Genomic DNA, 24,115 nt, shown 5'->3' with positions numbered 1-24,115 from the left:
GGTCATACAGGCCGGACATGGCCCAGACTTCCCCATATATCCTCGCGCTTAGCCGAAGCGCCCGGTCACATACGCCTCGGTGCGTTCGTCGCGCGGCGACTGGAACAGTTGATCGGTGGGGCCGTGTTCCACCAGATCGCCCACCAGAAAAAATGAGGTGGTGTCGCTGACCCGTGCGGCCTGGTGCATGTTGTGGGTCACGATGATGATGGTGGTGACCTTCTTCAGATCGGTCATCAGTTCTTCGATCTTTGCCGTGCTGGACGGATCGAGGGCGCTCGTCGGCTCGTCCATCAACAGGATCTCGGGGTCCACCGCCAGCGCGCGGGCGATGCACAGCCGCTGCTGCTGCCCCCCTGAAAGCCCGGTGGCCGGGGTGTTCAGCCGCTCGCGGACCTCCTCCCACAGCGCCGCGCCCTTCAGACTGCGCTCGGCCACAGCCATCAACTGGTCCTTGTTCCGCATGCCTGCCAGTTTCAGGCCCGCCACCACGTTGTCGAACACGCTCATGGTGGGAAAGGGGTTGGGTTTCTGAAACACCATACCCACGCGGCGGCGCATGGCGACGGGATCGACGCCCGGTGCGTAGATGTTCTCGCCGTCCAACAGAATCTGCCCGCTGACCCGCGCCCCTGGCGTCAGGTCGTGCATACGGTTGATCGCCCGCAGAAAGGTGGTCTTGCCGCAGCCGCTGGGGCCGATCAATGCGTTGACGGTGCCGGGCTGCACGTCCAGATTCACGTTCTGCACGGCCTGCTTGTCGCCGTAGAAGATATTGACGTTCTTGGCACTGAGAATGGGGGTCATTTTGGCTCCTTTGGAGCGGTCTAAGAGCGTGTTTTAGAAGGTGTCTCACGTTGAGGCAGAAGATGGATGTCGTTTCGTTCGGATTGCGCTGGGAAGGCGTTTGCGGTTCCCCCCTCCCAGCCTCTCCTGCGGAGCTGTACCAGTCCCCCGCAGGGGGGGAGGAGCTAAAGGCGCGTGTTCCTAGGACTGGCAGGAATCCTGAAAGGCTTTTGAAACACGCTCTAAGGCAAAGAGAAAGAGCGCGTCGTCGGGTCTCGTTTCTTCCTTAGACCCTTCGACTCTTGACCCTCAAACCTTCCGGCTGAACCGCCGCGCCAGCAGACTGGTCACGAAGATCAGCACGATCAGCAGCAGCGCTCCAGCCTTGGCCATGCGCTGGTTCTCGTCGTAGGCACTCGTTGCGCCCCGGTAGATTTCCAGCGGCAGGGCGCTCATGGGTTTGCTGGGGTCAAAGTTGACGTTGGGGTTGCCGAAGGCGGTGAAGATCAGCGGGGCCGCCTCGCCTGCCACGCGCGCTAGCGCCAGCATGATGCCGGTAATGATGCCCCCGGCGGCGGCAGGCAGCACGATCTTCAGCGTGACCAGCCACTGCGGCAGACCCAGGCTCAGTCCCGCCTCGCGCACGGTCTGCGGCACCAGTTTCAGCACTTCCTCGGTGGTCCGCACGACAATCGGGATCATCAGGAAGCCCAGCGCCAGCGCCCCGGCAAAGCCCGAGAAGCCGAAGGTCAGCACGATCAGCCCGTAGGCCACCAGTCCCATCACGATGGCTGGAATCCCTGCCAGCACGTCGCTGACCAGACGGATGCTGGGCATCAGCGGATGGCGCGGGTACTCGGCCAGAAAGATGCCCCCGGCCAGCCCGATCAGCACGCCGAACACCGAGGCCATCGCCAGCATGATCAGGCTCCCGGTGATGGCGTTCAGCAGGCCGCCCCCTGTCTCGCCCTCGGGGGCAGGCACCTTGGTAAAGAAGTCCAGATTGATCGCGCCAATCCCCTCGCGGATCAGGTACACGAAGATCAGGATCAGCGGTGCAACCACCAGCAGGGTGGCCAGCAGGATCAGGCCGCCCATGACCATGTTCTGCGCCTTGCGCGCCGTGCTGAGGCCGGGTTTAAGTGGAGGCCGGGCCGAAGTCGCGGTACTCATCATTTGACACCTTTAGGCGTCAGCCGCCCGATCAGCACGCGGGCCAGCAGGTTGACCGCCACGCTGACGAAGAACAGGATGAAGCCCAGGGTCACCACGCTGGAGCGGTGCAGCAGTTCCTGCGCGTCCCCGAACTGGTTGGCGATCACCGAGGCCATCGTGCTGGCGTTGCCCCACAGGCTTTTCAGGATGTCCTGGCTGTCCCCGATCACCATCGCCACCGCCAGCGTCTCGCCCAGCGCGCGCCCCAGCGCCAGAATCACGCCGCCCATGATGCCAGCCCGCGCATACGGCAGGATGGCCCGCGAGATCACTTCCCACTTGGTTGCGCCCAGCGCGTACATCGCCTCGCGCTGATCGGCGGGGACCAGCCGGATCACGTCCCGCGCCACGCTCGCCGTGTACGGCAGGATCATCACCGTCAGAATGATGATCGCCAGCGCCAGCCCGCGCCCCGCCCCCGACGACGGCACGAAAAAGCATTGCAGGGTGGTCTGATCGTTGGCCCAGATACCCGCGCATTTGGTGTACAGCGCCAGCCGCTCCGGGTATTCCGGGCTAAAAAAGGTGATCTGCCAGCGCGCCAGCACCGGGGCGATCACGAACAGCGCCCACAGCCCGTAGACCACGCTGGGAATGGCGGCCAGCAACTCGATCAGGTAGCCCACTGGATTTGCCAGCCACTTTGGCGCGTACTCGGCCACGAACAATGCACTGGCAATCGCCAATGGCACGCTGATGATCAGTGCCGCGAAACTGGTGACCAGCGTGCCCGTGATCATCGCGGCGGCCCCGAAGGTTCCGTTGACCGGATTCCAGGTGCGCTGGGTGAAGAACTCCACGCCGAAGCGTTGCAATGCGGGCCAACTGTCCTTGCCCAGCAGGTACAGGCTGACCACGAACACCAGCACGATCACGCTGGCCAGCGCCAGGATCAGGTACTGAAAGGCGCGGTCACTGCCGCTGGACATTGACGCGCGGGTGGGCAGGCGGCGGGCGGGGTCACTCATGCCTGTCCTCGCTTATAGCTGTGTCGCATTCATGTCGGGTTCTCCCAGATGGGCGCATGGGGGCAGTTGAACGGAGGGGCGTCAGGGGGATGTCAGGGGACGGGGTGGGGAAGGATGTTCGGGGCCCGTTCCCCCTGCCGGTGACCCGCAGAACTGTGGAGAGCTATGAACGTGGCGGCGAGAGGGGGCCACCGGACAGGCCAGAAACGAACACCGAAGGCCCACATCCAGATCCCGCCCGGTGCCAAAAAACGCGGGACGCAGAGGAAAAATCTCCCTCCACATCCCGCGTCATCCGTCCGTCGTTTACAGCTTCTTGCCGCCGTAGGTCATGCTGGCGATGATGCTCCTGGCCTTGTTCGCCGCGTTGGTGGGCAGCTTGGCGTAGTCCAGCGCCTCGTTGTACTGCTGCCCGGTGGTGGTCATCCAGCTCAGCATTTTCCTGAGTTCCGTCGCCTGCGCCTCGGTGCGGTTGCCGTACTTCTGCTCCTGGTAAAAGATCACGTAGGTGAAGCTGGCAATCGGGTAGGCGTCGGCATTGGGGCTGTTGGTGATGCTGACGCGGGTATCACTAGGGATCACGACGCCCTCGGCGGCCTTGCTGGCAGGGCCGTTGTCGGCCAGGATGAACTTGCCCGCGCGGTTTTGCACGCTGCCGTAGGGCAGTTTGTTCTGCTTGGCGTACACCAGTTCCACGTAGCCCAGTGCGCCGGGCGTGCTTTTCACGACGCCTGCCACGCCGTCATTGCCCTTGGCCCCGGTGCCCACGGGCCAGTCCAGGCTGTTGCCGGTGCCCACCTTGGTCTTCCACTCGCTGCTGACCTTGCTCAGGTAATCGCTGAACACGAAGGTGGTGCCGGAGCCGTCACTACGCCGCGCCACGGTGATTGGCAGCGGGGGAATGGTCACACCGGGATTGAGGGCGGCAATCGCCTTGTCGTTCCACAACTTGATCTTGCCCAGGTAGATGTCGGCCAGCACCTTGCCGGTGAACTTGAGTGGCGCGGTCACGCCGGGCAGGTTGTACGACGGCACCACTGCGCCGATGGCCGTGGGAATGTGCAGCAGTTTGGCGGGCGCGGTCTTCATGGTCTCATCGCTCATGGGGTTGTCTGATCCGGCAAAATCCACGGTGCGCTCGATGATCTGCTTCTGGCCGCTGCCGCTGCCCACGCTCTGGTAGTTGACGCTCACGCCCTTGTCCTTCTTGTACTCGGCAAACATCTTGCTGTACAGCGGGTAGGGAAAGCTTGCGCCTGCCCCGGTCAGGCTCTGGGCAGAGGCGGACGTGGCCATCAGGGCGAGGCCCAGCAGGAAAATCTTCTTCATGCCTCCGAGTCTGCGGGCCGAGTGTCAGCCCCCGGTCACTGGGAAGTCAGCGGAATGTCAGGCCGGATCGTTAAAGGTGCGGATCAGGTTTCCTGGGTCTGGGCGGGGTCAGATGCCGAGCGCCGTGTCTGGGGCTGAGTGTCCGAACCTAACATTCATCAAGCCTTCAGAACCTGTCAAACTGCGGGTGTGACCCAGCCACAACCGAATTCCAGTCCGCCCGCGCTGGAGCTGCGCGGGATTACCAAGCGTTTTCCGGGCGTGGTGGCCAATGACGGCGTCGACCTGACCGTTGCTGCTGGCGAGGTGCTGGCCCTGCTGGGCGAGAACGGCGCGGGCAAAAGCACCCTGATTTCCATCCTGTACGGCCTGTATCAGCCCGACGAGGGTACGGTGCAACTGGGCGGTCAGACCGTCCGCATCGGCAGCCCGGCAGAGGCCAAGAAGCTGGGCATCGGTCTGGTGCCGCAGCATCCGCTGCTGGTCTCAAGGCATTCGGTGGCCGAGAATCTGGCGCTGGGCGGCGGCTCTGGCCTGTTTCCTGCGCGGGGTGTGGCGGGCCGCGTGCGTGAACTCTCTGAAAAATATGGGCTGGAGGTAGGCCCTACCGCCCGCGTTTCTGACCTGTCCCCTGGCGAGAAGCAGCGTGTGGAGATCATCCGCGCCCTGCTGGGCGGCGCGCGGGTGCTGATTCTGGACGAACCGACGAGCGTCCTGACCCCCCAGGAAGCCTCGGGCCTGTTCCGCGTGATGCGTGAGCTGAGGGCCGATGGCCGCAGCCTGATCTTCATCTCGCACAAGCTGGATGAGGTGCTGGACGTGGCGGACCGCGTGACCGTGCTGCGGCGCGGCAAGGTGGTGGGCGGCGTGCCCACGGCGGGCGCAACCCGCGAGAGTCTGGCCGAGCTGATGGTGGGCCGGGGCGTGGATTTTACCCGCAAGCGCGGTGCAGCTCCGGCGAACCGTGAAGTGTTGCTGGACGTGCAGAATCTGACTGCCAGCGGCTCGCGCGGTCTGCCCGCCCTGCGCAGCGTCGGCTTCACGCTGGGGCGCGGCGAGGTGCTGGGGGTGGCCGGAATCGCTGGAAACGGCCAGAGCGAACTGGTGGAGGTGCTGGCCGGTCTGCACCCGGCGCGCGGCACGGTCACGCTGGACGGCCAGCCGCTGACCGGCGGCGCGGCAGAGCGCTTTCAGGGCGGCGTGGCCCACATTCCCGAAGACCGGATTCACAGCGGCACCGTGCCCAGCATGACCGTGGCCGACAATCTGGCGTTGCGCGGTTATGACCGCTTCCCGCTGGCGCGCGGGCTGGCGCGTGATCTGAAAGCCACCGACGAGCGGGCGCGGCAGGATGTCGAGCAGTACAGCGTCGCCACCCCCGGCATCCACACCCACAGCCGCCTGCTTAGCGGGGGCAACATCCAGAAACTGATCCTGGCGCGCGAGCTGCATGGCAATCCCCGGCTGATCCTGGCGGTTCATCCCACCTATGGTCTGGACATCGGCGCAACCGATCAGGTTCACCGCGTGCTGCTGGAGCGCACCAATGAAGGCGCAGGCGTGCTGCTGGTCAGCGAGGATCTAGACGAGCTGCTCAGCCTCTCAGACCGCATCGGTGTGATGGTGGGCGGTGAACTGCGCGGCCCCTTCCCAGTCGGTGAAGTCACGCGCGAGTCGCTGGGCCTGCTGATGGGCGGCGCGCACCCGCACAGTGTGCCGGGCGCGGATCAGGGGGTGGGGGCGTGAGGGAAAGGCTGTCGATGATGGATGTTCTGGAATTGGCCCCACGGTTAACCCCTCAGTCTGCTTCGCAGCCAGCTCTCCTCAAGGGGAGCCAAGAAAAGCTGCTGGCCCGGCGATTCCGCAACTCTTGCCTCCCTTCTAAGGGGAGGTGGCGCGGAGCGCCGGACTCGCAGAGCTGCGAAGCAGAGGGGTTAAACCGTGGGAGCTACCCTTTCACCTCAACTCACTTCACTCCAACCTCCCAGGTGACCCCATGAGATTCATCCCCCTCGCCGCGCCCTCCACCACCCGCGCGGGCCTGGTCACGCTGGCCTCCGTCGCCGTGGCGCTGGCCCTGTGCGCGCTGATCTTCGTGTTCTACGGCGTCTCGCCTGCCGAGGTCTACTCCACCATGCTGCGCGGCACGCTGGGCGACTCCACCGGGCTGGCCGAAGTCGGGCGGCGCACCATTCCGCTGCTGCTGATCGGCTCGGGTCTGGCGATTGCCTTTCGGGCGCAGTTCTTCAACATCGGCGGCGAGGGGCAACTCTTGCTGGGCGCGGTTTTCGCGGCGGGGACGGCGCTGTTCGTGCCGCTGCCGGGGCCGATCCTGCTGCCCGCCGTCTTCATCATGGGCGCGGTGGGCGGCGGATTGTGGGCGCTCATCGCCGCGCTGCTGCGCCGATTGAACGTCAACGAAATCCTGTCCACGTTGATGCTCAATTACATCGCCGTCGCGCTTGTCACGTACCTGATCGCCGGGCCGTGGAAGGGCAAGGACGTGCGCGGCTACATCTACACCGATTCCTTTCCAGACGCGGCCAACCTGCCCGTGATCGCCGGAACGCAGGTGCATTGGCCCACGCTCGTTCTCGGTGTGGCGGTGGCGCTGGGCCTGCAATGGCTGCTGAGCCGCTCCACCTTCGGCTACGCCCTGCGCGTGGTGGGCGAGAATCCCGGCGCGGCGCGCTACGCGGGCATCAGCTCGGCGCGCGTGATGACCATCGTCGCCCTGATCACGGGCGGCGCGGCGGGTCTGGCTGGGGCGGGCGAGGTGGCTGGAATCCACCACCGCCTGCTGGAAGCCGGGCAGATCAGCCTGGGCTACGGCTTCACGGCGGTGATCGTGGCGTGGCTGGCGCGCGGCAACCCGGCGCTGTGCCTGATCACCGCCCCGGTCATGGGCGTCATTCTGGCCGGGGGCGATATTCTCAAGATCGATCTGAACATGCCTTTCCGCGTGGTGGACGTATTTTCCGGCGTGATCCTGCTGTGTCTGATCGCCTCGGAAGTGTTCGTGCGTAACCGCGTGGTCTGGGGAGCGCGGGCGTGAGGGGTCAAATCAAAACATCCCGGATGGAGGCCCCACATGGATAACATCGTCGTCGAAGCCCTGATCCGCGCGCTGGCGGTGGGTACGCCGTTGCTGCTGGCCTGCCTGGGCGCAATCATCAATGAGCGGGGCGGCGTGGTCAATCTGGGCGTGGAGGGCATGATGGCCGTGGGCGCGCTGGCGGCCTTTGCGGTGGCCTCCAGCAGCCCGGACGCGAATCTATGGCTGGCCGTGGGCGCGTCCATGCTGGCGGGCGCGGCGCTGGCGTCTCTGCACGCGCTCGCCACCGTCACCCTGCGCGCCAATCAATTCGTCAGCGGGCTGGCGCTGGCGCTGATCGGCACCGGGGCGGCGGGCCTGCTGGGTAAGAAGTTCGAGGGCCTGCCGCTGTTCAACAAGGTGAACGACTGGAATCTGGGCGGCTTTGTCATCAACCCGTTCACAGTGGCGGCGTTGCTGTTGGCCGCCGCCCTGGCCTTTTACCTCAATTCCACCCGCTCGGGCTTGACCCTGCGCTCGGTGGGTGAGAACCCGGCGGCGGCGGACGTACTGGGCGTCAACGTGGGTGCGGTGAGAATCTGGGCGGTGCTGGCGGGCGGCTCGCTGTCGGGACTGGCCGGGGCCTTTCTGGCGCTGTCGTACCGTGCGTCGTGGGCCGACAACATGACGGCGGGTCTGGGCTGGATTGCCGTGGCGCTGGTGATTTTCGTGGGCTGGCGGCCCCTACGCGCTGTTCTGGGGGCGCTGTTCTTCGGGTTTCTGTATTACCTGCAATTCCGCTTGCAGGGCAACAGCCCCGTGCCCACGGAAGTCTTCAACGCCATGCCCTTCATTCTGGTGCTGGTGGTGCTGGCATTGGCCGGATTGCGGGGTCAGCAGGGCGACGCGCCTGCCGGGCTGGGAAGGCCCTACGTGCGCGGCGAACGCTAGAGCAGTTGTCGGAAAAGTAGTTATGTCCTGTCCAGTCCCCGACACTTTCCGCAGCGTCAGTGGGAACTGAGGACACGCGGCCTGGATGACGCGCAAGCTGGTGTGATGCAGCGGCTTTATCGGAATCTGACTGGGGATCGTCCACTTTGCTGCATACAGCAAAAAAGCGATCCCCACATCATTCGTCAAAAAGGTTTCTGATTATCGTCGTTGCCTACCCCCGCTCTGCCTCTTCACCGTCGTCCGGCGTCAACCTTTGAGAACGTCCTCCACTTCAGAGGTGTCCAGCTCCCAGCTTGCCGCCCTCACATTCTGGGCGATCTGCTCCGGTTTGGTGGCTCCGGCGATCACGCTGCTGACGGTGGGCTGGGCGGCCAGCCAGCTAAAGGCCAGTTCCAGCAGGGTGTGTCCGCGCGTCTGGGCATATTCCTCCAGCGCCTGCACCTTGCGCCAGTTGTCCGGCGTCATGTACCTGTCCTGCGCGCCCTGCGAGGAGGCGAAGCGCGTACCTTCGGGGATGTTGTCTGGGCCGTATTTGCCACTCAGCAGGCCGCTGGCCAGCGGAAAGTACGGTAGCAGACCCATCTGCAACTCTTCCAGGGTGGGAAGCAGTTCGGCCTCTGCGTCCCGCACCAGCAGGCTGTACTCGTCCTGGGCACAGATGAAGGGAGTCAGATTGTGGTCCTTTGCGATCTGCGCCGCTTCCCGCACCCCCGCCGCGTCCAGATTGGAGCAACCGATGGCCCGCACCTGCCCGGCCAGCACCAGTTCGTGCAGCGTGCCCAGCGTGTCGGCCAGCGGCGTTTCGGGGTCCGGTCTGTGAAGTTGATACAGGTCCAGATAGTCGGTCCCCAGGCGCTTCAGGCTGTCGGCCAGTGCCTTGCGGATGTACTCGGGTCTGGCCCCCTGGCCCGCCTCGCCCATATCCATTCCGAATTTGCTGGCCAGAACGATCTTGCCGCGCTCTGATCCCAGCGCTTTGCCCAGCATGGTTTCCGAGCCACCCTGATTGCCGTAGATGTCGGCGGTGTCGAACAGCGTGATGCCGTGATCCAGCGCGGCCCTGACCACCGCATTGGTGGCCTCCTGATCCAGTCGGCCCCCGAAGTTGTTGCACCCCAGACCCACCACAGAGACATCGGGACCGTTTTTGCCAAGTTTGCGTTGTTGCATGGCCCCCATTGTGTGCTGTGGGAGTGCCGCCCCCATGAGGCGATTGCCCGAATCCCTTGGTGAACGCAACCCCTCTGTGGACAGAACATCCATAGAGATAGAACGTTGCCGAGTCCTTTTAGCTCCGCTCCAATCTGAACCTGATCCCTTCACGGCGCGCTTATACTTCGCGAAATGACAACCATTCCTCCCCGTCCGCCCCAGCCGTGGGTGCTGTCCGCCTTCTGGTTCGGCACGGCCTTTCACTGGCTGGTGCTGCTGCTGATCCTGATGCCCGCCAACGTGGAAATGTTCGTGGGCGAGGCGCGCAAGGGTACCTATCTGGGCGCACTGGTGGCGATTGGCGCGGTAATGGCGCTGGTCCTGCCGCCGCTGGTGGGCGCGCACAGTGACCGCAGCGGGCGGCGGCTGCCGTACATGCGGCTGGGCGTGGCCGTCAATCTGGTGGGTCTGGCGATCATGGGCTTTGCGGCCATGACCCTGACTGGCATGAACGGCTTCTGGGTTTACGTGCTGGGTTTCCTTTTCGTCCAGTTCGGCAACAACTACGCCACCGCCCCGTATTCGGCCCTGATCCCTCAACTGGTGCCGCCCGAACAACGCGGACGGTACAGCGGCGTGATGGCGCTGCTTCAGGCGTCGGGGCAACTGCTGGGGGCGGTGGCGGCCTTCGCGGTGGGGATTCTCAAGCTGCCGGTGATCGTGTCGTTCGTGCTGATCGCCGTGGTGCTGCTCCTTCCCGCCCTGATCACCATGCGCGGCATTCCTGAGGCCACCCATCCCAGACCGCTGGAAACGGCAGGCGGAAAGACCCTGAGCATCCGGGAACTGTTCGCCCATCAGGCGTTCCTGTGGGTCTTTCTGACGCGGGTGCTGTTCTCGCTGGGGCAGTACAGCGTGCAGCCGTTCCTCCAGTACTACAACCGCGACGTCCTGCGCCAGACTGACGCCCCCACCAGCACCAGCATCATGCTGGCGTGCATCATCGTGGGCAGCATCGTCTCGGCGCTGATCGGCGGGCGGATCAGTGACCGGGTGGGCCGCAAGCCAGTGATCTACGTGGCGGGTGCGGCGATGGCCGCCGCCGCGCTGCTGCTGCTGGTTGCGCCCAATTACCCGGTGGCCCTGGCCCTGGCGCTGTTCTTCGGGCTGGGTTTCGGGGCCTTTACCAGCGTGGACTGGGCGCTGGGCAGCGACGCCATGCCCAGCGCCAGCAGCTACGCCCGCGACATGGGGATCTGGCATGTGGCCTTCGTCGCGCCGCAGATGAGCAGTGCGCCGCAGGGAGCGCTGCTGGACTGGGGCAACGCGCGCGGGGACAACTTCGGTTACACGCTGGTCTTCGGCATCGCGGCGCTGTTCTTCATCGCGGGCGTGCTGCTGGTCCGCAAGGTGCCGGACAACGCGCACGAAGGGCAGCAGGCGGCGGCCTAGACTTCGCTTAACCCGTCTAGCGAATTTCTTGACCTGTTATTCAGACGGTGCGGGGACTCCCACAGCCCCTGGCCCGTGCGTGGCAGGCTCGGACTTATGAGCGACGATCTGACCCGTGAACAGTCCATCAAACATATTGCCGGCATCATCAAGGACGTCAAGTTCGCCATGCTGACCACCGTGACCGATGAGGGCCACATGCACGCGCGCCCTATGACCACCCAGCAGGTAGAGTTCGACGGTGACCTGTGGTTTATCGGCGGCAAGGACACCGAGGGCGTCCACGACATGCGCCAGCGCCCGCAGGTGAACGTCAGCTATTCCAATCCCGATGACAGCAACTATGTCAGCCTGACCGGCACCGCCGAACTGGTCGAGGACCGCGCCAAGCTGGACGAGCTGTGGAGCGACTTCTACAAGACCTACTTCGAGGGCGGCAAGGAAGATCCCAACGTCCAACTGATCAAGATCAGTGCCCACGGTGCGGAGCTGTGGGAAGGCCCCGGCAAGATCAAGGGCCTGTACGAGATGGCCAAGGGTGCCGTCACCGGCAAACGTGGCGATATGGGCAACAACGAAACCGTCAATCTGTAAGACCGGCCTCGCCTCCAGGCTGTTCCCCACCCCCCAATCTTCTGGATGGTGGGGATTTTCCATGTCTGAATGTTCAGGCCGTGCCTGCCGGGTGGTGTGCCCAATTGGTCCTCACGCCCGGTAAACTGTGCTTCAGATGCGTAAGTTTCTGGCCTTTGGCGACGTACACGCCGATTTTGAAACCCTGTGGGCCGCCCTGCGCGCCGCGAGCTGTGTGGACGGCGCGTTCCTGCCGACGCCCCCGGTGCAGGCCGGACTGTTTCAGGTGGTGCTGATCGGGGATCTGGTTCATCCCAAGAACGAGGGCGAGTATGCCCGGCTGACCGGCCTGCCGCGCTTCGACATGTATGACCCCGAACATCTGTTGCTGGCCGCGCGCAATCAGGCGGCGCATCTGGAACTTCTGCGGGCCTATCAGGCCGCCGCGCCCCACGCGGTCCACATCCTGCTGGGCAACCACGACGACGCCGTGTTGAACGGCAGCTACACCCTGGGGACCAGCGGCGGTCTGGTGCATCTGGAGTTTGATCCCGAGCGCGGCGGCGTGCTTCTGCCCGAACACCTGCGGACCTGGATCGCCGGGTTTCCCCGCGAACTGCGGATGGGGGCAGTCCAGTTCGCCCACGTCTCGCCGCTGCCCGCCCACACGCATTACGACGATCTGTTCTACGCGGACCGCAGCGCCAAACGCTGGTTCCGTGAAACGCCGGAATACGTGGAGATGGCAGGTCTGGAATTCGGCGTCTACGGCCACACCCAGATCGACGACGCCATCCTGCTGGATCAGGACCACCGCTTCGCCATGATTGACGCCCTGCACGCCCGCGAGTACCTGGAACTGATGCTCGGCGACTCCGGCGACGTGGCGCTTCAGGCGGTGCGGGCCGTTCCGTTCTGAGCTGTCCCGGCGGAAATGTGCCCGGCAGAACTGTAGTGCTTGTTGACAAGTTCCCAGAGCGCGGCTATCCTTAACCCCGCTGCTTTTCGTGGGCAGCACAATGACAATCAAGCACCAGAAAAAAGTATGGTCCGGTAGTGTAGCGGTTAGCATATCTGCCTGTCACGCAGAAGGTCGCGGGTTCAAATCCCGTCCGGACCGCCACTGTTTTCTCCCCTGCGGGGAAAGCAAGGCTGGATAGCTCAGCTGGTAGAGCAAACGATTGAAAATCGTTGGGTCGCCGGTTCAAGTCCGGCTCTGGCCACCAAGTTTAAACCTCGTCCTAGACGGGGTTTTTTCCTTTTGTCTTGACAGCTTGAAACGTGCCCAACTGGCCCATATGCCCAACGCGTGCCCAACGGGTTTTTCATGGCGTCCTTTCTGAGTCTGGAATGAGTGCGGGAAAGTCCAGCGTCAGGGCCTCACGTTCCTTATCGAATACCGTCCTGTACCGGTCCTGAGTGAATGACGCGCGGGCATGGCCCACATGGGCAGAGATGACCTCGACGGGCCGCCCGTGCTGCCCCTGGATTGAAATGAAGCTGTGCCGTAGAACGTGCGTCCCTTTGTAGGGCACGTCTGCCGCCGCGCACAGCCGCCGCATGAAGCTATACACCGTGTCCGGCAGAATCGCCCCACCCTTCGAGTTCGTGAATACGGCGTCACTGGGGGCGTATCGGGCGGCCTGGGCTTCCATATCCAGGGCCACCTTCTGCGGCTGTTCCTTGAGGATCGCCAGGGCGTCCCCAGCCACGCGCACCGTCCGGCGGGACCGGGCTGTTTTGGGTGTGGTCCGGTGCGCGTGCCCATTGACGCTAACCAGACTTTCTCTGATATGGACGGCGGCAGATGCCTCGCCCAGCTCTACATTCTCCCAGCGCAAGCCCAGGGCCTCCCCGATCCGTAGGCCAGTCGCCAGCATGAAGCAGAAGGGCGTGCCGCGCTGGTCACGTCTGGCCACCGCGTAGAACCTTCCAGCCTCTTCTTCTGTCCACGCCTTCACTGTCACTTCGCGCGCCGCTTCCCGCGTGTATTTGGGTCGCGCCACGTCTGCCGGATTCCGGGGCAGGTCGCCATGCCGCACCGCTTCCGAGAACATCTGGTACAGCATGTTGTGAATGAGCCGCTTCATGGAATCGCCCAGTGGCTTGACGCCCTTCAATCCTTCGCCGCGCCGCGCGTCCTGATAAGTCAGTCCGGCATAGAAGGATTCAAGGTCGCGCGGCGTGATCGTCGATAGGCGGCGTCTGCCCAGGCTGGGCAGGATGTGGACGTTCATCATGCTTTCGTGACTGCGGGCATACGTCGCCGCCTGACTCTGTTTCTTGACCGCGTGCCACGCCTCCAGATACTCGCCCAGCGTGGTCTTCTCCGTCATGGTGAACTGACCGCGCGCCGCGTCCGTCCTGGCACGGCTGAGGGCCTCTTCTGCCTCGGTTTTGGTGTCAACCGTTCCGGCCACCCGCACCAGCTCCCCATTCGACAGCTCGATACTGGCCCGCCATTGCCAGCGCCCCGAAGGCAAGCGCCGGACACTGCCGCGCCCATTGCCCCGCTTCACCGTGGGTTGCTCTGTTTTTTTCGCCATGCGGTCAACCTCGTTTGGTGCCCCGTCTATTGGTGCAAAACTTGATTTGGTGCAAACTGCCCTGCCCCTAATTCCATGCTGTCCAGCACGCTAAAAATGATTTGGTGCAAAGGTGCAGCTACATACCAGAGTGGGGGAGGCGGTAGACCATCCGGTTAAGCAGTTGATTTGGGCCGAATGATGTTTCTCTGACTGGACCTCACTTCACCCTCTTGTCTGCCACTGCGTAGGCGTCCCGCTTATCGCCTTCCTTCCGTATGCCGATGACTACCACCACCACAGCGCGCGTTTCGGCGTCCATTGCCACCTGATACACGATCCGGTATCGCTGGCCAGCAGCCCGGATGCTCCGAAAGTTCTTGAGTGGCCCGGTGAGCTGCTTCCCCTTCTGATCCGGGTCAACTTCCAGGCCGTCGATCTGCTTTCCGATGGCCTTCACGGTGCGCTGATCAGAGATGTCCAGCAGATCGGCGCGAGCATCAGCGGTCAAGATGACCGTGAAGAGGTCTGGGCGGGTCACAGGCTCAGTTCAGCCTTCACGTCCTGCCAGGGGATCAGCTTTGACTCTCCTGCTTCCAGCCCCCGCATGCGCTCAAGGATGTCCGGGTGGTCTGCCAGGACTGCCGCTGTCTCTTCCGTATCTTCTTCAGTGGGCGCGTATTCCAGCAGATCGGCCACGGTGTACGCCTGCCCGGTAAGGGTCTTCAAAGCATCTAGCAGCGCCGCCAGAGTAGAGCGGTCTACCCGTTCGGTATCGCCCCGCGCGATGGCGTAAACGCTGTTTCTGTTGACCTTGCCGCTCAGCTCTGCGGCCAGCTTGTACGCGGTCAGCCCATGCTCGCGCAGCACTTCACCCACGCGCCAGTTCACCCCGTTCTCAGTCATAGTCATGCGTAGACAGTACCACACAAGAGAGGTCTATCTATAGTTGACATAGTACATAGAAAGCTGTACTATTAGGGCAGCAGAGAAGGGACGCCACTCCGACTAAGAAAAAGCGTCCCCACCTGACTCCCCACCTGAGTTAAGGAGCAAGATGAACACTACCGCACCCCGCACCATGAGCCGCACCTGGAAGGCCCACACCACCTACAGAGAGTGCAGCGTGGTCACAGGCACGGCCACCTACACCGTGACCATGACCCGCACCGCCACCGGCTTCACGGCCACTGTGGACGGGCAGCCGGTGGACGTACTCGCCGCCGCCCGCACCCTGTCCGGCGCTGACCGCCTCACCGTGACCGCCGAAGTTCTGGACACGCCGCCCACCATCGGCAAGGGCCGCGCCTGCGAGTTGCACCGGATCATGGGGAAGGTGGGCCTCTCCCACGCCCAGCACTACGCCTTCGCCGCCGCCGCGCTGGGGGAGTGGTCCCCGCTGCTTAGCCTTGCAGACCTGACGGAAGGCGAGGCCCGCACCGTCTGGGCGCACCTGTCCACTCTGTACCCCGCCGCCCGCGCCTTCGCCGCCTAGACCCGACTGGGGGCCACCGCGCCCCCACCTTTCCCCCTGGAGGTTGCCCGATGACCACACTGATCCTGACCACCTGTGACTCTTGCCCCGCACCGGTTCCCGCTCTGCCAGTCATACAGATGGGCCGCCCCTATACCTGTCCGACATGTGCCACCCGCGAAGCACTGGAGGACGCCGCCGGTCAGCACCTTCACGCCTTGATCTATTCGACGGTGCTTGACTGGGCGCGACATTGGAACGCGGCGGGGGTGTCTGACAGCGCCCTGAGTGCCGTTCTGTCGGTTGAAGGAATGTACTGGCATCCTGACGGCGCGCGGTATCGCGGTTCCGGTGACGCCTTCGACAGTGGTGACGCCGTGATCCGTGAGGCATTGGGCGCAGGCTGACCAGCAACACCAGCGGGCGGCCCCTTCGAGTGGTGGGGCCGCCCGCTCGGCTCTGGGCTTGAGTCGGTTGACGGCGTGACTATCCTGCCCTCTCTGCTGCTGGCCTTCGACTGCACATCGAGATGCCGATGATTAGGTGTGTGGGCGAGTGGCATAAGCCAGTGCAGCCGTTGCTCCGGCAATAACCACCAAGTAGGCCAATAGCAAGCTCCCATCAGGATTTGCAAGTTCAAGGCAATCACGGCGTACCCTTTCGCCGCCACCATCTATGCATTGGTCCATGTTGAGACGAGTGCCGTTAACTTGTACATATACAGGCGGCCAGATGAATGCGGTCCCAAGAGCTGCAATCACGCCCAGAACTACTATCACTCTTTGCACATTCAACATCCGTCAATTTTAATCTTGGGAAAGTGCCTCTGCCCCACTTCGCCTTCAGTGCCCAGCCGCAGACCAGCAGCGACAACGCTGGCCAAAGTAAGAACCGTTTGTATGAGGGACTCGATTGCCATACAGGTAGGTTAGTCCCTCGCCCGCTTGTCGGGACCACATGTACGGCAATGCCAGCCAGCCCGATATAGGACAATCTAGCTGGAGGCTCATATGCAAAACATCCGTCCTGCCACAGCTCTATTCGCTCTCCTTATTACCAGCGCTGCATCCGCCGGCCCACTACGCGGTGCCTTGATCGTCGCCGCTGACGGCACCTTTCTGGGCACGTGCAACGGCTCATATGACAACCTCAGCATCTCTAACGCGTTCGGCAAATACGGGAGCGAGTACAACGGCTCCAGCATCTTCAACAAGTACGGCTCCTACGGCAGCGAGTACAGCAGCTCCAGCGCCTTCAACCCGTACACCTCAAGTGCTCCGTACATTCTGGCCGCAGATCCGGATCTTATTTCCATGTTCACCGCCTTCAACTACCGGCCAACTCCGAAGATCGTCGACGCGTTGCGCGCCTCCGGTGCCAACCGGGTCAGCGCCAACCGGAACCTCCTCCGGGCTATTGATCCCAACGCCCTGCGGGTGGCCTGCGCGAACCCCTGATACACCCTGCCTCTTATGATCGTGGGGGACATGCCCATCGTCCGCTGCTTCACTGAACTCTCTGACGTCTGCCCCGCAGGTCTCAGGGCGTCACTCGCCGAGCGACAAGAGAGGGTGGGGCGGGTACCCCACCTTCAGACCCCGGTGCCCCTGTCCCCATCATGATGCCCTCAGACTTTTCACCGCTGATTTTCTGCCTATAGGTGGCCCCGCCTCAAGCGTGCCAACCACCAGCAAGCCATGCGGCAGCATGGCAGCATGACTCTTTCCCCCGATGAGCAGGCCCCGCTGGCCTTCTGCCCCGGCGATCCCGCCGATTGGACGCCAGCGCAGCGCAGCCGCAACGAGCGCATGACCTCGTTTCTCCAGCATCTCCAGAGTGAGGGCATGATCAACCCGGCCAGCAAGTCCAGCGGGGTCAGCCTTGCCACCATCTGGCGCTGGCGCGACGAGTACCCGGCCTTCAATGACGCCGTGATCAAGTTCATGACCCGTACCCGGATGCTGAAATTGGAAGAGAACATGTACCGCATCGCCAACAACGACGATCCGAAGGTCGCTATGGCCGCTGTGCGGGCCAATGAATTCCTGATGCGGTCCTGGGACCGCGAACAGTACGGCGAATTCAGGAAGGTGGAACAGACCGTGAATATCAACCACATCGTGCAGATCAGCCATGACGCCCGTCAGGCCATTCAGGAGCGCCAGGCGGAGAAGCTCCAGGCCCTGCGAACCATCGATGTCCAGCCCAGTCGCCGGGACCATGCCGAATCTGACGGTGGGCCGAACTAGCCTTGCTGCTGGATGATTTGGAAGGGGCCACGCGTGACCCAGCCGGACATGTTGAATCAGCAGGAGAGGGAGGGATACGGGGGCATTGCTCTCCCCACCCTCACACGCGCCCTCGTTGGGGTAACGACAAGATCCAAGAATTTTACACCGCTAAGGGAAATTTACCCTCCAGCACGTGCTGTAATCGCTGAGGTTGCGGAACGTCCCCGGCAGCGGCACTTCTTCGGGCCGCCACAGGTAGTCCCCAGTCAGGCCGATATGCTCCCAACCCAGTGGTGAAACATGCCCAAGTAGTTCATCATGTTCCGTTGATTTGACAGAACCGTTACATCAGCGAAAATGAGGCTGGACGCGGCGCGCTATTTTGACGTATGCAAACGCCAGAACTCCTCCGTGAAGCGTGGACGCGGAACATGGGAGCTAACACGGCCCTCCTCGACGTTATCCCCGTGCATGCCCTACTTGCAGCAGTGCCGGCTGGAATACCGGTCGGGCAACATCTGCAACACCTCGCCCTCGACGTGTGTAAGTGGTTGGCTCATTTGAACGCTGACCGGGCCAGCGCGTTGCGTGCCTCACTCCCCGCATGGAATGGTCAAGACTCAGATCATACATTTTTGCGCCGTGCACGTGAGGTGTGGCTCGGCGCGGAAGAAAGCCTGATTGAGGAGGTACTCGTGGGTGGACAGGTGGACCGGTTGCCGCATGCCGCTTACGAGTTGCTCCCGGTACATATGCTGGTGCACGATGCCTATCATCGCGGCCAGATTGTGGCCGCTCTCCGTGCCAACGGACACCCTGCTCCCGACGTAGAAACATTTTGGGGACCCTGGCGAAGTTAAGGCGGTCAAGCGGCTGAAACTGGGGACGTAATGACAAGAAGCTGGAAACGCTGTCCTGGCGCGTGCTTTTTCCTTAGCGGTGTAAAATTCCTGGATCTTGTCGTTACCCCTCGTTCCCCGTCAGGCCTGAGCGGGTGGCCTCTGCGGCCTGGGAATCCCATGCAGCGCCAGGGCCAGCAGGGTTGCCATGTCGCCGGCATCGCGAGGAGCGTGTCCCTCAGCCAGATCATTGACTACCCGCTGCACCTGCGGACCGTGAAGCGTGGCATAGGGCTGCAACAACTGCCCGGTGGTGGTCAGCGTCGTATGAACAGCCGCGTCGTGTTCTGGATCGGCAGGGTAACCAAGTTCAATGGCAGTGATCCCGGTCAACTGATGACGTTGGGCCAGCAGCACTAGGGCAACCTCAGCCCGGCTCAGGCGGTCCTCGTCGGCGATCAGCAGCAGCGTCTCCCGTATGTCGCGAATAGCGCCTGCATTCGACGCGTCTCGGACTTCGGGAACTACCAACTGACGGTCATAGAAGGCCACCATGCCAGCGATGGAGGAGTCGAGGGAATCAGGGCGTCTCGGGGGGTTAGTCATAGGCATCTCCAGCATGGGCGAAGTGGAGGAGGAGGCTGGCACAGCAGCAGCGGCAAGGAGCGCACGGGCCAGAAGCATCCCGGCCACGGTGGGGCGCGCGCGACGAGTCAGGCCCAGGTCTAACGCCAGCACCAGCGCGCGGCCCATCTCTCCACCGAGCGGCAGACAGCGCAACGCCAGAGTGCGCGCCCTGGTGCGCCGTGGTCCGAGAGGCAGGATCCGCGCGTAGGCAGACAGCACCGCTCACTGCACACCTCGCGCCGTGGGACAGATCACTGGAGATCACCATGTCGGGCTGCGCGCCGGGCGGCAAGGACCATTGAGAGCCACAGCGCGGCCCACTGATGCGGCGGCGGGTAGGGCGTCATGTTACCCACACTCCACGTGCTGCCCACAGCGCCTCGAGCTGTCGGTCAGGTTCCACGCCTGCCGCGTACTGAGCTGCGCAGGACAGCACATATTCTCCCAGGTTGGGCACGATCCCCGATGGCAGAAAGCCGGGGCGGTTGAGTTGATTACAGATCGCCGCGCCGATCAACCGGGCCAGCGGTTCAGGCAGGGGGGCCAGCGCCCCGACCGGTCCACGCTGCAACTCGAGTAGCAGCTCGGCTTTCTGCGCCTTGATCGCGGCGGCCAGCTCGGGCGTGATGGCCCCGGCGGGGGCGCGGGTGGTCAGGTATCCACCGTCGACGCCCAGGCGCACCCCGCGCCCTTCCAGCACGCGCAACAGGTCACGCGCTACCACCGCTCCTCCTCAAATGATTTGGGGCCAACAGGTGATTTGAGGTCAGGGGGTGAATCAAATAAAATGCTGTCTGACACGCTGTTTTGATTTGGGGCCAACACTTCTACACTACTGTCGGGGGGGGTCAATGAATCCAGCGGGCCAGGGTCAGCCGGTTCAAGCACGCTTTTGTAGCCCACCGGATTCCCGCGCCCATGCAGCGCGATTACCTGGGCCGCCCCATCAGAGACAACCTCAGCCATAGCCCGCTTCACTGTCCGCTCGGAGACGTTCAATCGGGTAATGATTTGGTCGAAAAGTTCTTTGCGGGGGATGACAGTACCCGCCCGGTCATCCAGATACGCCTCTAGCGCCTTGCGGGCCTTCGTGCTGGGCATGTTCTGATCGGCGTCAGGCAGCTCATACAGCTCGAAGCGTAGGCCGTCGCCCTCCCACACCCGTAACACGCCCACCGGCTCACCCACGGCGGCCAGGTTGTTCTTGTGGGCCTCCAGTTTCAGCACGTCCTGGCCGCCGACCTCACTGGGCTTGACGCGCGACAGCAGATGCACCGCCCGCGCTCCTGCGCTCTTGATCGTGCTGCCCAGCAACCCGCGCCCCTCGGGCATGTTTGCCATGGGCTTAGGGGTGTGATCCAGAATCACCACCGCCGCATTTGTCTCTTTGGCCAGCGCTCGGAACGCGGCCATGACTTGCATCACCTCGCCCGCGTCATTCCCCCGGATCATGGGAAAAGCAGACGTGAAGGCGTCAATCACGATCAGCACCGCGCCTGTCTCGATAGCGTGGGCGCGTAGGGCGGCCAGTCCGGCCTCATCCATGAATCCGCCGGACTCGGAGTCGACGTAAGTAATGTGCTGCAATACGTCGCGCGAGACGCCCTGGCCCACCACCGCGCGCTCTAACCACGGGATCTGGGCGCGGGCGTCCGTGTCGAAGTCGCCGTGAATGATTGGCCCCTGAATGGTGCCCCCGCCCAGGAACATCTGACCACTCAGCACCGCGACTTCCAGTGAGGCCACCAGGGCGCTTTTGCCCACGCCCCCCGCGCCGCCCAGCATGGTCACGTAGCCCCGCGCTATGCGGTTTTCCCAGACCCACTCGATAGGGGGCGGCGTGCCGATCTCGGAGACGGTACGGAAGCGCAGACTCACAGCCGCCCCCGTTTCGTTCCCCAGATGGTCCTCATATGCTGGGAACGCTGGCCCCAAATACTTTTTACCGTGCCAGACAGTGTTTTATTTGATTCGCCCCCTGGCCCCAAATCATTCTTTGGCCCCAAATGATTGGCCCCAAATACTGCCGGTGTTTCGGCCCTGAATACGCATATCCCGCCGCCGATGCCGCCCACATGTTCCAGCGGATCAGCAGCGGCCAGGCCGTCCCGTATGGCGCGCGGTACGGTGCTTCTAATCTCGTTGTCTGGCAGGCCCGCCGATGCTGCCGCCTGCCAGAGAAGGGGCTGGGCCTCATCGATCTCCAGGTGGCCGCCGCCGATCAACTGGCCCACTCGGAACGCGGCGGCATTCATGCGCTTATTTCTCTCACCTTCGCCCGCCTGGGCCAGCTCATCGACAACGGCGTACAGCGTTTTGAGGGCGTACTTCCGCCGCGCGCTGCTCGGCCCGGTGTACGTGCTGAGTATGGGGGCCAGCGGTGCGGCAGGGCGTACAGGCAGGGGGAAGGCCGCCCGTATCTGGGCCAGCGTGAACCGCTCGCCCGTACTGGAGAGGGTGCGGGTTATGAATAGGTTGCCCTTTTGGTGTAGGAACCCCGGCAGACGCATCACTCGGGCCAGACCCTTGCAGTCATCTGGACAGCTCCCCACCGCGTGCGCCAGGGCCTCTTGCTGAACATTGAAGGTGTGGTCCAGAGGGGGCGTTTCGCCGTCTCCAAGAATCCAATACGCATGAAACTTGCCGGTGCTGCTCTCAATCAGAATAGAAGGCTCAAGAGACCACCGCGCGGGTAGCGGCTGACCGTCGAAGTCTGCGAAGTACGCCCGCACGCGGGTCACGTTGGCATTCTTCCGGCCTGCGCCGTCGCCTTCGTTGACCATCACGAACACGCCCGCGCCCTGACGGTTCTGGGCGGCCAGCTCTGCCGGATCGTGCAGCACGCGGGACAGCCGCGCACTTTTGTCGGAGTGATCGTCAAAGGTCTGGAAGGTGTGCCGCCCGTCGAACTGGGCGAGGAAGGCGGCGGTTTCAGAGGGGAGAGTCACGCCACACCCCCAGTCCTGGGTCGGAAGTGCGGAAGGTTCATCAGCGCCTCAAGTACCTTCCGGCCCGCGCCAGTGTTGCCGGGCCGCTGGGCGTCCAAGCGGGCCAACTCGTACAGGTACGCTAGACTTTGCTTACTTCCCACGGCGTCCTCCGTGGGGCGTTTCATTTGGTGCCGCTTAGAAAATCGTCGATGGCAGACAGCGGAACAAGAATCTTCCGGCCTACGCGAATGCTACGAAGTTTGCCGGTGCGGATCAGTTCATAGACGCCGCAGCGCCCGACGCCCAGCATGGGCGCGGCCTCTTCGGGTTTGCGGGTCAGGCGTTGGGGTTGCTCAGCGTGAACGGGTAAAGTCATGGGTGCGACCTCCAATGGTCGTCCTGTGGTGCCCCTTGCGGGGAACTCTGGGTTAAGGGGGTGCGTGGGAGTGCTGATCTTGCCGGACTGACACTCCTACGCGCTTTCGTTTCGTGCTGTTTCTTTCTGCTAGCTCCTGACTCAGAAGATAGAAACATCTGCCGTGCCTATGGTTCAGTTCGGCGCACAGGACTCAACTGAACACCCAGGCGGTCAGCCATCTTGATGGTGCCGTCCCGGACTCCAGTGATGCCCACCCGTCCATCCGCATCTATCTGAACGACTGCCTTTAAGGACCTTTTCCCCACAACCCTAGCCACCAGCCACTTGAGATGTTCGGCCTCTTTAGGAGCATCTTCGGGCGGGCGTAACCCCAGTTCACGGTGGGCGCGTTTCTCTCTCAAGATGTAGTCATCCAGGGTTCGCTTGCACTCCGCGCGATAAGTCGATTCACTTGTTTTGCCGGGATAAAACCTGGGCAGGATCGGGCCAAGTTCAAAAACGCCCGCAGCGGCAGTAGGGGGCATATGCAGGGCGGGCAATACCATAAAATCGCCCTGAGCCTGGGCAGTGGCAATAAACAGATAACGGCAGAGCATTTGCGGCTCTGTTGCTTGCGGCATACGTGCAAGCACGAAAAACGCCGCGCCCAGCATCCACGTATACGGCAGGTTCACAGATTTCACCCACCGGCTTAACTCATCGAAGATAGGCCCCGCGCCCCGTTGCTGCCATTGTGCTTGCAGGTCATCAAGCGATTCAGTCTTCCGGGTGGCGATGTACAGGACGCCAGATTCAGCGGTAGAGAGTTGCGCGATTGCGGGCCAGGCTTTTAGCAAATCAGAAGCGGGCCAGCCTTTCGGCAAACTGGAGCCTGATCCTGGATAGTAGAGGAGAACAGCCTCAAGGAAACGCAGTCGTAAAACGTCCCGCTCGATTATTGGGGCTGTGAACTCAGGCGAAAAGCCTTCCCGTACCATGTGCGCTCCATTTCGCGCCCGGTGTAGATTGGAGAGGCCCACCCGCAACAGTTGGCCCGCTCCTCCAGGAGCGGTTTTCTTTTGTCGATCCTTCCACATTCCCCAGTCGTGCCCAACGCGTGCCCAACCGATACAGGATGAAGCAGCACGAAATGAGTTTAACTGATCTGCTGACCCTTCGAGTAATCCAGAAAAGCCCATCCCAGAAGACTCAAATAGAATCTGTCGAGACGGGCTAAACGGAGGTAATATGAGCCGCCGTACACTTGAAAATCGTTGGGTCGCCGGTTCAAGTCCGGCTCTGGCCACCAAGTTTAAACCTCGTCTCCGGGCGGGGTTTTTTCGTCGTCTGAGCTTAGTTCGACTTTGTCCATTTTGGGAATCAAGCTGCGTAACACAACGCGTCTGACATGCGCTCAAAAACCTGTCGCGGGACTTTTACGATGTCCCGGCATGACCGGGACATCGTAAAAGTCGGTAGACGCCACAACGCCCGCCTGACTGTCGCCAGGGCATCTGAGAACGTCGGCAGGGTTTTGCTATACCAGGCGCAAGTCCTGATTTCCACATCACCCTGCGACCAGAGACGCTGGGCAAGCAGCGTCACGATAGAGAACAGCCCCAAAAGAAGTGGCGTGGTTCTGGCAATGGTGAGGGCAGACCAACCCCG

26 protein-coding genes, 2 tRNA genes and 1 pseudogene are annotated in these 24,115 nt (G+C 62.9%); 13 read left to right on the top strand and 16 right to left on the bottom strand.

Features of this window, described 5'->3' with window-relative positions:
• Window positions 1–48: 48 nt before the first annotated feature.
• From pstB to pstS, 4 genes are all read right to left on the bottom strand, one after another.
• The gene (gene pstB / locus Q319_RS0107140) at window positions 49–807 is read right to left on the bottom strand and encodes a phosphate ABC transporter ATP-binding protein PstB (RefSeq protein WP_029481440.1); all 759 of its coding nucleotides are present in this window, start codon (window positions 805–807) and stop codon (window positions 49–51) included.
• A gap of 288 nt (window positions 808–1,095) precedes the next feature.
• Window positions 1,096–1,959, bottom strand: a complete 864-nt coding sequence (gene pstA / locus Q319_RS0107135) for a phosphate ABC transporter permease PstA (RefSeq protein ID WP_081845930.1) — start codon at window positions 1,957–1,959, stop codon at window positions 1,096–1,098.
• Entirely contained in the window at window positions 1,959–2,969 is a 1,011-nt protein-coding gene (gene pstC / locus Q319_RS0107130; protein ID WP_029481438.1) for a phosphate ABC transporter permease subunit PstC, read from the bottom strand. The genes pstA and pstC overlap by 1 nt, the downstream gene beginning before the upstream one ends.
• Before the next feature lie 306 nt (window positions 2,970–3,275).
• Window positions 3,276–4,298 carry a phosphate ABC transporter substrate-binding protein PstS gene (pstS, locus tag Q319_RS0107125; RefSeq protein ID WP_029481437.1) on the bottom strand — a complete coding sequence of 341 codons (1,023 nt, stop codon included), beginning with the start codon at window positions 4,296–4,298 and terminating at the stop codon, window positions 3,276–3,278.
• 189 nt (window positions 4,299–4,487) lie between these two features.
• Here pstS and Q319_RS0107120 point away from each other — a divergent pair, with 189 nt between their 5' ends.
• From Q319_RS0107120 to Q319_RS0107110, 3 genes are all read left to right on the top strand, one after another.
• Window positions 4,488–6,044, top strand: coding sequence for an ABC transporter ATP-binding protein (locus Q319_RS0107120; RefSeq protein WP_029481436.1), 1,557 nt, complete (start codon window positions 4,488–4,490; stop codon window positions 6,042–6,044).
• Window positions 6,045–6,294: 250 nt separating this feature from the next.
• Window positions 6,295–7,353, top strand: coding sequence for an ABC transporter permease (locus Q319_RS0107115; protein ID WP_029481435.1), 1,059 nt, complete (start codon window positions 6,295–6,297; stop codon window positions 7,351–7,353).
• 36 nt (window positions 7,354–7,389) lie between these two features.
• Window positions 7,390–8,283: an ABC transporter permease gene (locus tag Q319_RS0107110; RefSeq protein WP_029481434.1), complete on the top strand. Its 894-nt coding sequence runs from the start codon at window positions 7,390–7,392 to the stop codon at window positions 8,281–8,283.
• 249 nt (window positions 8,284–8,532) lie between these two features.
• Here the strand turns inward: Q319_RS0107110 and Q319_RS0107105 are convergent, their stop codons facing one another.
• Entirely contained in the window at window positions 8,533–9,456 is a 924-nt protein-coding gene (locus tag Q319_RS0107105; protein WP_029481433.1) for an aldo/keto reductase, read from the bottom strand.
• 174 nt (window positions 9,457–9,630) lie between these two features.
• Between Q319_RS0107105 and Q319_RS0107100 the strand changes: the two genes are divergently transcribed.
• From Q319_RS0107100 to Q319_RS0107080, 5 genes are all read left to right on the top strand, one after another.
• The gene (locus Q319_RS0107100; RefSeq protein ID WP_029481432.1) at window positions 9,631–10,890 is read left to right on the top strand and encodes an MFS transporter; all 1,260 of its coding nucleotides are present in this window, start codon (window positions 9,631–9,633) and stop codon (window positions 10,888–10,890) included.
• A 96-nt stretch (window positions 10,891–10,986) separates the two neighbouring features.
• On the top strand, window positions 10,987–11,484 hold the full coding sequence (locus Q319_RS0107095; RefSeq protein WP_029481431.1) for a pyridoxamine 5'-phosphate oxidase family protein: 498 nt from the start codon (window positions 10,987–10,989) through the stop codon (window positions 11,482–11,484).
• Between the two features lie 136 nt (window positions 11,485–11,620).
• Window positions 11,621–12,382 (top strand): metallophosphoesterase, encoded by a 762-nt coding sequence (locus Q319_RS0107090; protein WP_029481430.1) that lies wholly within the window; start codon window positions 11,621–11,623, stop codon window positions 12,380–12,382.
• Window positions 12,383–12,510: 128 nt separating this feature from the next.
• Window positions 12,511–12,586 (top strand) — tRNA-Asp (locus tag Q319_RS0107085).
• A gap of 27 nt (window positions 12,587–12,613) precedes the next feature.
• Window positions 12,614–12,689, top strand: a tRNA-Phe gene (locus tag Q319_RS0107080).
• Window positions 12,690–12,788: 99 nt separating this feature from the next.
• Here the strand turns inward: Q319_RS0107080 and Q319_RS0107075 are convergent.
• From Q319_RS0107075 to Q319_RS26935, 3 genes are all read right to left on the bottom strand, one after another.
• The gene (locus tag Q319_RS0107075) at window positions 12,789–14,009 is read right to left on the bottom strand and encodes a tyrosine-type recombinase/integrase (protein ID WP_029481429.1); all 1,221 of its coding nucleotides are present in this window, start codon (window positions 14,007–14,009) and stop codon (window positions 12,789–12,791) included.
• A 199-nt stretch (window positions 14,010–14,208) separates the two neighbouring features.
• A complete protein-coding gene (locus tag Q319_RS0107070; RefSeq protein WP_051655183.1) occupies window positions 14,209–14,529 on the bottom strand; it encodes a type II toxin-antitoxin system RelE family toxin in 321 nt (106 codons plus the stop codon).
• Complete coding sequence (locus Q319_RS26935; protein ID WP_211252335.1) at window positions 14,526–14,900, bottom strand: helix-turn-helix domain-containing protein; 375 nt, start codon at window positions 14,898–14,900, stop codon at window positions 14,526–14,528. Before Q319_RS26935 ends, Q319_RS0107070 begins: the two co-directional genes overlap by 4 nt.
• A 145-nt stretch (window positions 14,901–15,045) precedes the next feature.
• On the opposite strand from Q319_RS26935, the gene Q319_RS0107060 reads away from it, so the two are divergent.
• From Q319_RS0107060 to Q319_RS29090, 5 genes are all read left to right on the top strand, one after another.
• Window positions 15,046–15,483: a hypothetical protein gene (locus tag Q319_RS0107060; protein ID WP_051655182.1), complete on the top strand. Its 438-nt coding sequence runs from the start codon at window positions 15,046–15,048 to the stop codon at window positions 15,481–15,483.
• A 50-nt stretch (window positions 15,484–15,533) separates the two neighbouring features.
• Window positions 15,534–15,869, top strand: a complete 336-nt coding sequence (locus Q319_RS0107055; protein ID WP_029481425.1) for a hypothetical protein — start codon at window positions 15,534–15,536, stop codon at window positions 15,867–15,869.
• A gap of 603 nt (window positions 15,870–16,472) precedes the next feature.
• Window positions 16,473–16,919, top strand: coding sequence for a hypothetical protein (locus tag Q319_RS28190; RefSeq protein WP_156039212.1), 447 nt, complete (start codon window positions 16,473–16,475; stop codon window positions 16,917–16,919).
• 258 nt (window positions 16,920–17,177) lie between these two features.
• On the top strand, window positions 17,178–17,711 hold the full coding sequence (locus Q319_RS0107045; RefSeq protein ID WP_156039211.1) for a hypothetical protein: 534 nt from the start codon (window positions 17,178–17,180) through the stop codon (window positions 17,709–17,711).
• Window positions 17,712–18,082: 371 nt separating this feature from the next.
• The gene (locus Q319_RS29090) at window positions 18,083–18,553 is read left to right on the top strand and encodes a DinB family protein (protein WP_156039210.1); all 471 of its coding nucleotides are present in this window, start codon (window positions 18,083–18,085) and stop codon (window positions 18,551–18,553) included.
• A gap of 120 nt (window positions 18,554–18,673) precedes the next feature.
• On the opposite strand, the gene Q319_RS0107035 is transcribed toward Q319_RS29090, so the two are convergent.
• From Q319_RS0107035 to Q319_RS28185, 8 genes and pseudogenes are all read right to left on the bottom strand, one after another.
• The gene (locus Q319_RS0107035; RefSeq protein ID WP_156039209.1) at window positions 18,674–19,138 is read right to left on the bottom strand and encodes a hypothetical protein; all 465 of its coding nucleotides are present in this window, start codon (window positions 19,136–19,138) and stop codon (window positions 18,674–18,676) included.
• A gap of 364 nt (window positions 19,139–19,502) precedes the next feature.
• Entirely contained in the window at window positions 19,503–19,883 is a 381-nt protein-coding gene (locus tag Q319_RS0107030; protein ID WP_029481421.1) for a TubC N-terminal docking domain-related protein, read from the bottom strand.
• On the bottom strand, window positions 19,877–21,037 hold the full coding sequence (locus Q319_RS0107025) for an AAA family ATPase (RefSeq protein WP_029481420.1): 1,161 nt from the start codon (window positions 21,035–21,037) through the stop codon (window positions 19,877–19,879). The genes Q319_RS0107030 and Q319_RS0107025 overlap by 7 nt, the downstream gene beginning before the upstream one ends.
• The gene (locus Q319_RS0107020) at window positions 21,034–22,107 is read right to left on the bottom strand and encodes a DNA-primase RepB domain-containing protein (protein WP_029481419.1); all 1,074 of its coding nucleotides are present in this window, start codon (window positions 22,105–22,107) and stop codon (window positions 21,034–21,036) included. Before Q319_RS0107020 ends, Q319_RS0107025 begins: the two co-directional genes overlap by 4 nt.
• Window positions 22,104–22,274 (bottom strand): hypothetical protein, encoded by a 171-nt coding sequence (locus Q319_RS26920; RefSeq protein WP_156039208.1) that lies wholly within the window; start codon window positions 22,272–22,274, stop codon window positions 22,104–22,106. Before Q319_RS26920 ends, Q319_RS0107020 begins: the two co-directional genes overlap by 4 nt.
• On the bottom strand, window positions 22,271–22,465 hold the full coding sequence (locus Q319_RS0107010) for a helix-turn-helix domain-containing protein (protein WP_029481418.1): 195 nt from the start codon (window positions 22,463–22,465) through the stop codon (window positions 22,271–22,273). Before Q319_RS0107010 ends, Q319_RS26920 begins: the two co-directional genes overlap by 4 nt.
• Before the next feature lie 167 nt (window positions 22,466–22,632).
• Window positions 22,633–23,445, bottom strand: coding sequence for a hypothetical protein (locus tag Q319_RS0107005; RefSeq protein WP_029481417.1), 813 nt, complete (start codon window positions 23,443–23,445; stop codon window positions 22,633–22,635).
• A 382-nt stretch (window positions 23,446–23,827) separates the two neighbouring features.
• Window positions 23,828–24,115: pseudogene (locus Q319_RS28185) on the bottom strand (IS701 family transposase); the annotation flags it as partial.

This window comes from Deinococcus marmoris DSM 12784, from assembly GCF_000701405.1.
Taxonomy (GTDB): Bacteria; Deinococcota; Deinococci; order Deinococcales; family Deinococcaceae; genus Deinococcus; species Deinococcus marmoris.
The sequence above is the reverse complement of the archived record's forward strand: the minus strand, read 5'-3'. Positions and strand labels throughout refer to the sequence as shown.

Excerpts from the sequence above, each read along its gene's own strand:
- Q319_RS0107095 (WP_029481431.1), top strand. The coding sequence starts at position 10,987 with ATGAGCGACGATCTGACCCGTGAACAGTCCATCAAACATATTGCCGGC.
- Q319_RS0107115 (WP_029481435.1), top strand. The coding sequence starts at position 6,295 with ATGAGATTCATCCCCCTCGCCGCGCCCTCCACCACCCGCGCGGGCCTG.
- Q319_RS0107110 (WP_029481434.1), top strand. The coding sequence starts at position 7,390 with ATGGATAACATCGTCGTCGAAGCCCTGATCCGCGCGCTGGCGGTGGGT.
- Q319_RS0107090 (WP_029481430.1), top strand. The coding sequence starts at position 11,621 with ATGCGTAAGTTTCTGGCCTTTGGCGACGTACACGCCGATTTTGAAACC.
- pstS (WP_029481437.1), bottom strand. The coding sequence starts at position 4,298 with ATGAAGAAGATTTTCCTGCTGGGCCTCGCCCTGATGGCCACGTCCGCC.
- Q319_RS0107075 (WP_029481429.1), bottom strand. The coding sequence starts at position 14,009 with ATGGCGAAAAAAACAGAGCAACCCACGGTGAAGCGGGGCAATGGGCGC.
- Q319_RS28190 (WP_156039212.1), top strand. The coding sequence starts at position 16,473 with ATGCAAAACATCCGTCCTGCCACAGCTCTATTCGCTCTCCTTATTACC.
- Q319_RS0107010 (WP_029481418.1), bottom strand. The coding sequence starts at position 22,465 with ATGACTTTACCCGTTCACGCTGAGCAACCCCAACGCCTGACCCGCAAA.
- pstA (WP_081845930.1), bottom strand. The coding sequence starts at position 1,959 with ATGAGTACCGCGACTTCGGCCCGGCCTCCACTTAAACCCGGCCTCAGC.
- pstC (WP_029481438.1), bottom strand. The coding sequence starts at position 2,969 with ATGAGTGACCCCGCCCGCCGCCTGCCCACCCGCGCGTCAATGTCCAGC.
- Q319_RS29090 (WP_156039210.1), top strand. The coding sequence starts at position 18,083 with ATGCAAACGCCAGAACTCCTCCGTGAAGCGTGGACGCGGAACATGGGA.
- Q319_RS0107005 (WP_029481417.1), bottom strand. The coding sequence starts at position 23,445 with ATGGTACGGGAAGGCTTTTCGCCTGAGTTCACAGCCCCAATAATCGAG.
- Q319_RS0107055 (WP_029481425.1), top strand. The coding sequence starts at position 15,534 with ATGACCACACTGATCCTGACCACCTGTGACTCTTGCCCCGCACCGGTT.
- Q319_RS0107100 (WP_029481432.1), top strand. The coding sequence starts at position 9,631 with ATGACAACCATTCCTCCCCGTCCGCCCCAGCCGTGGGTGCTGTCCGCC.
- pstB (WP_029481440.1), bottom strand. The coding sequence starts at position 807 with ATGACCCCCATTCTCAGTGCCAAGAACGTCAATATCTTCTACGGCGAC.
- Q319_RS0107060 (WP_051655182.1), top strand. The coding sequence starts at position 15,046 with ATGAACACTACCGCACCCCGCACCATGAGCCGCACCTGGAAGGCCCAC.
- Q319_RS26920 (WP_156039208.1), bottom strand. The coding sequence starts at position 22,274 with ATGAAACGCCCCACGGAGGACGCCGTGGGAAGTAAGCAAAGTCTAGCG.
- Q319_RS0107105 (WP_029481433.1), bottom strand. The coding sequence starts at position 9,456 with ATGCAACAACGCAAACTTGGCAAAAACGGTCCCGATGTCTCTGTGGTG.
- Q319_RS0107035 (WP_156039209.1), bottom strand. The coding sequence starts at position 19,138 with ATGACTAACCCCCCGAGACGCCCTGATTCCCTCGACTCCTCCATCGCT.
- Q319_RS0107045 (WP_156039211.1), top strand. The coding sequence starts at position 17,178 with ATGACTCTTTCCCCCGATGAGCAGGCCCCGCTGGCCTTCTGCCCCGGC.
- Q319_RS26935 (WP_211252335.1), bottom strand. The coding sequence starts at position 14,900 with ATGACTATGACTGAGAACGGGGTGAACTGGCGCGTGGGTGAAGTGCTG.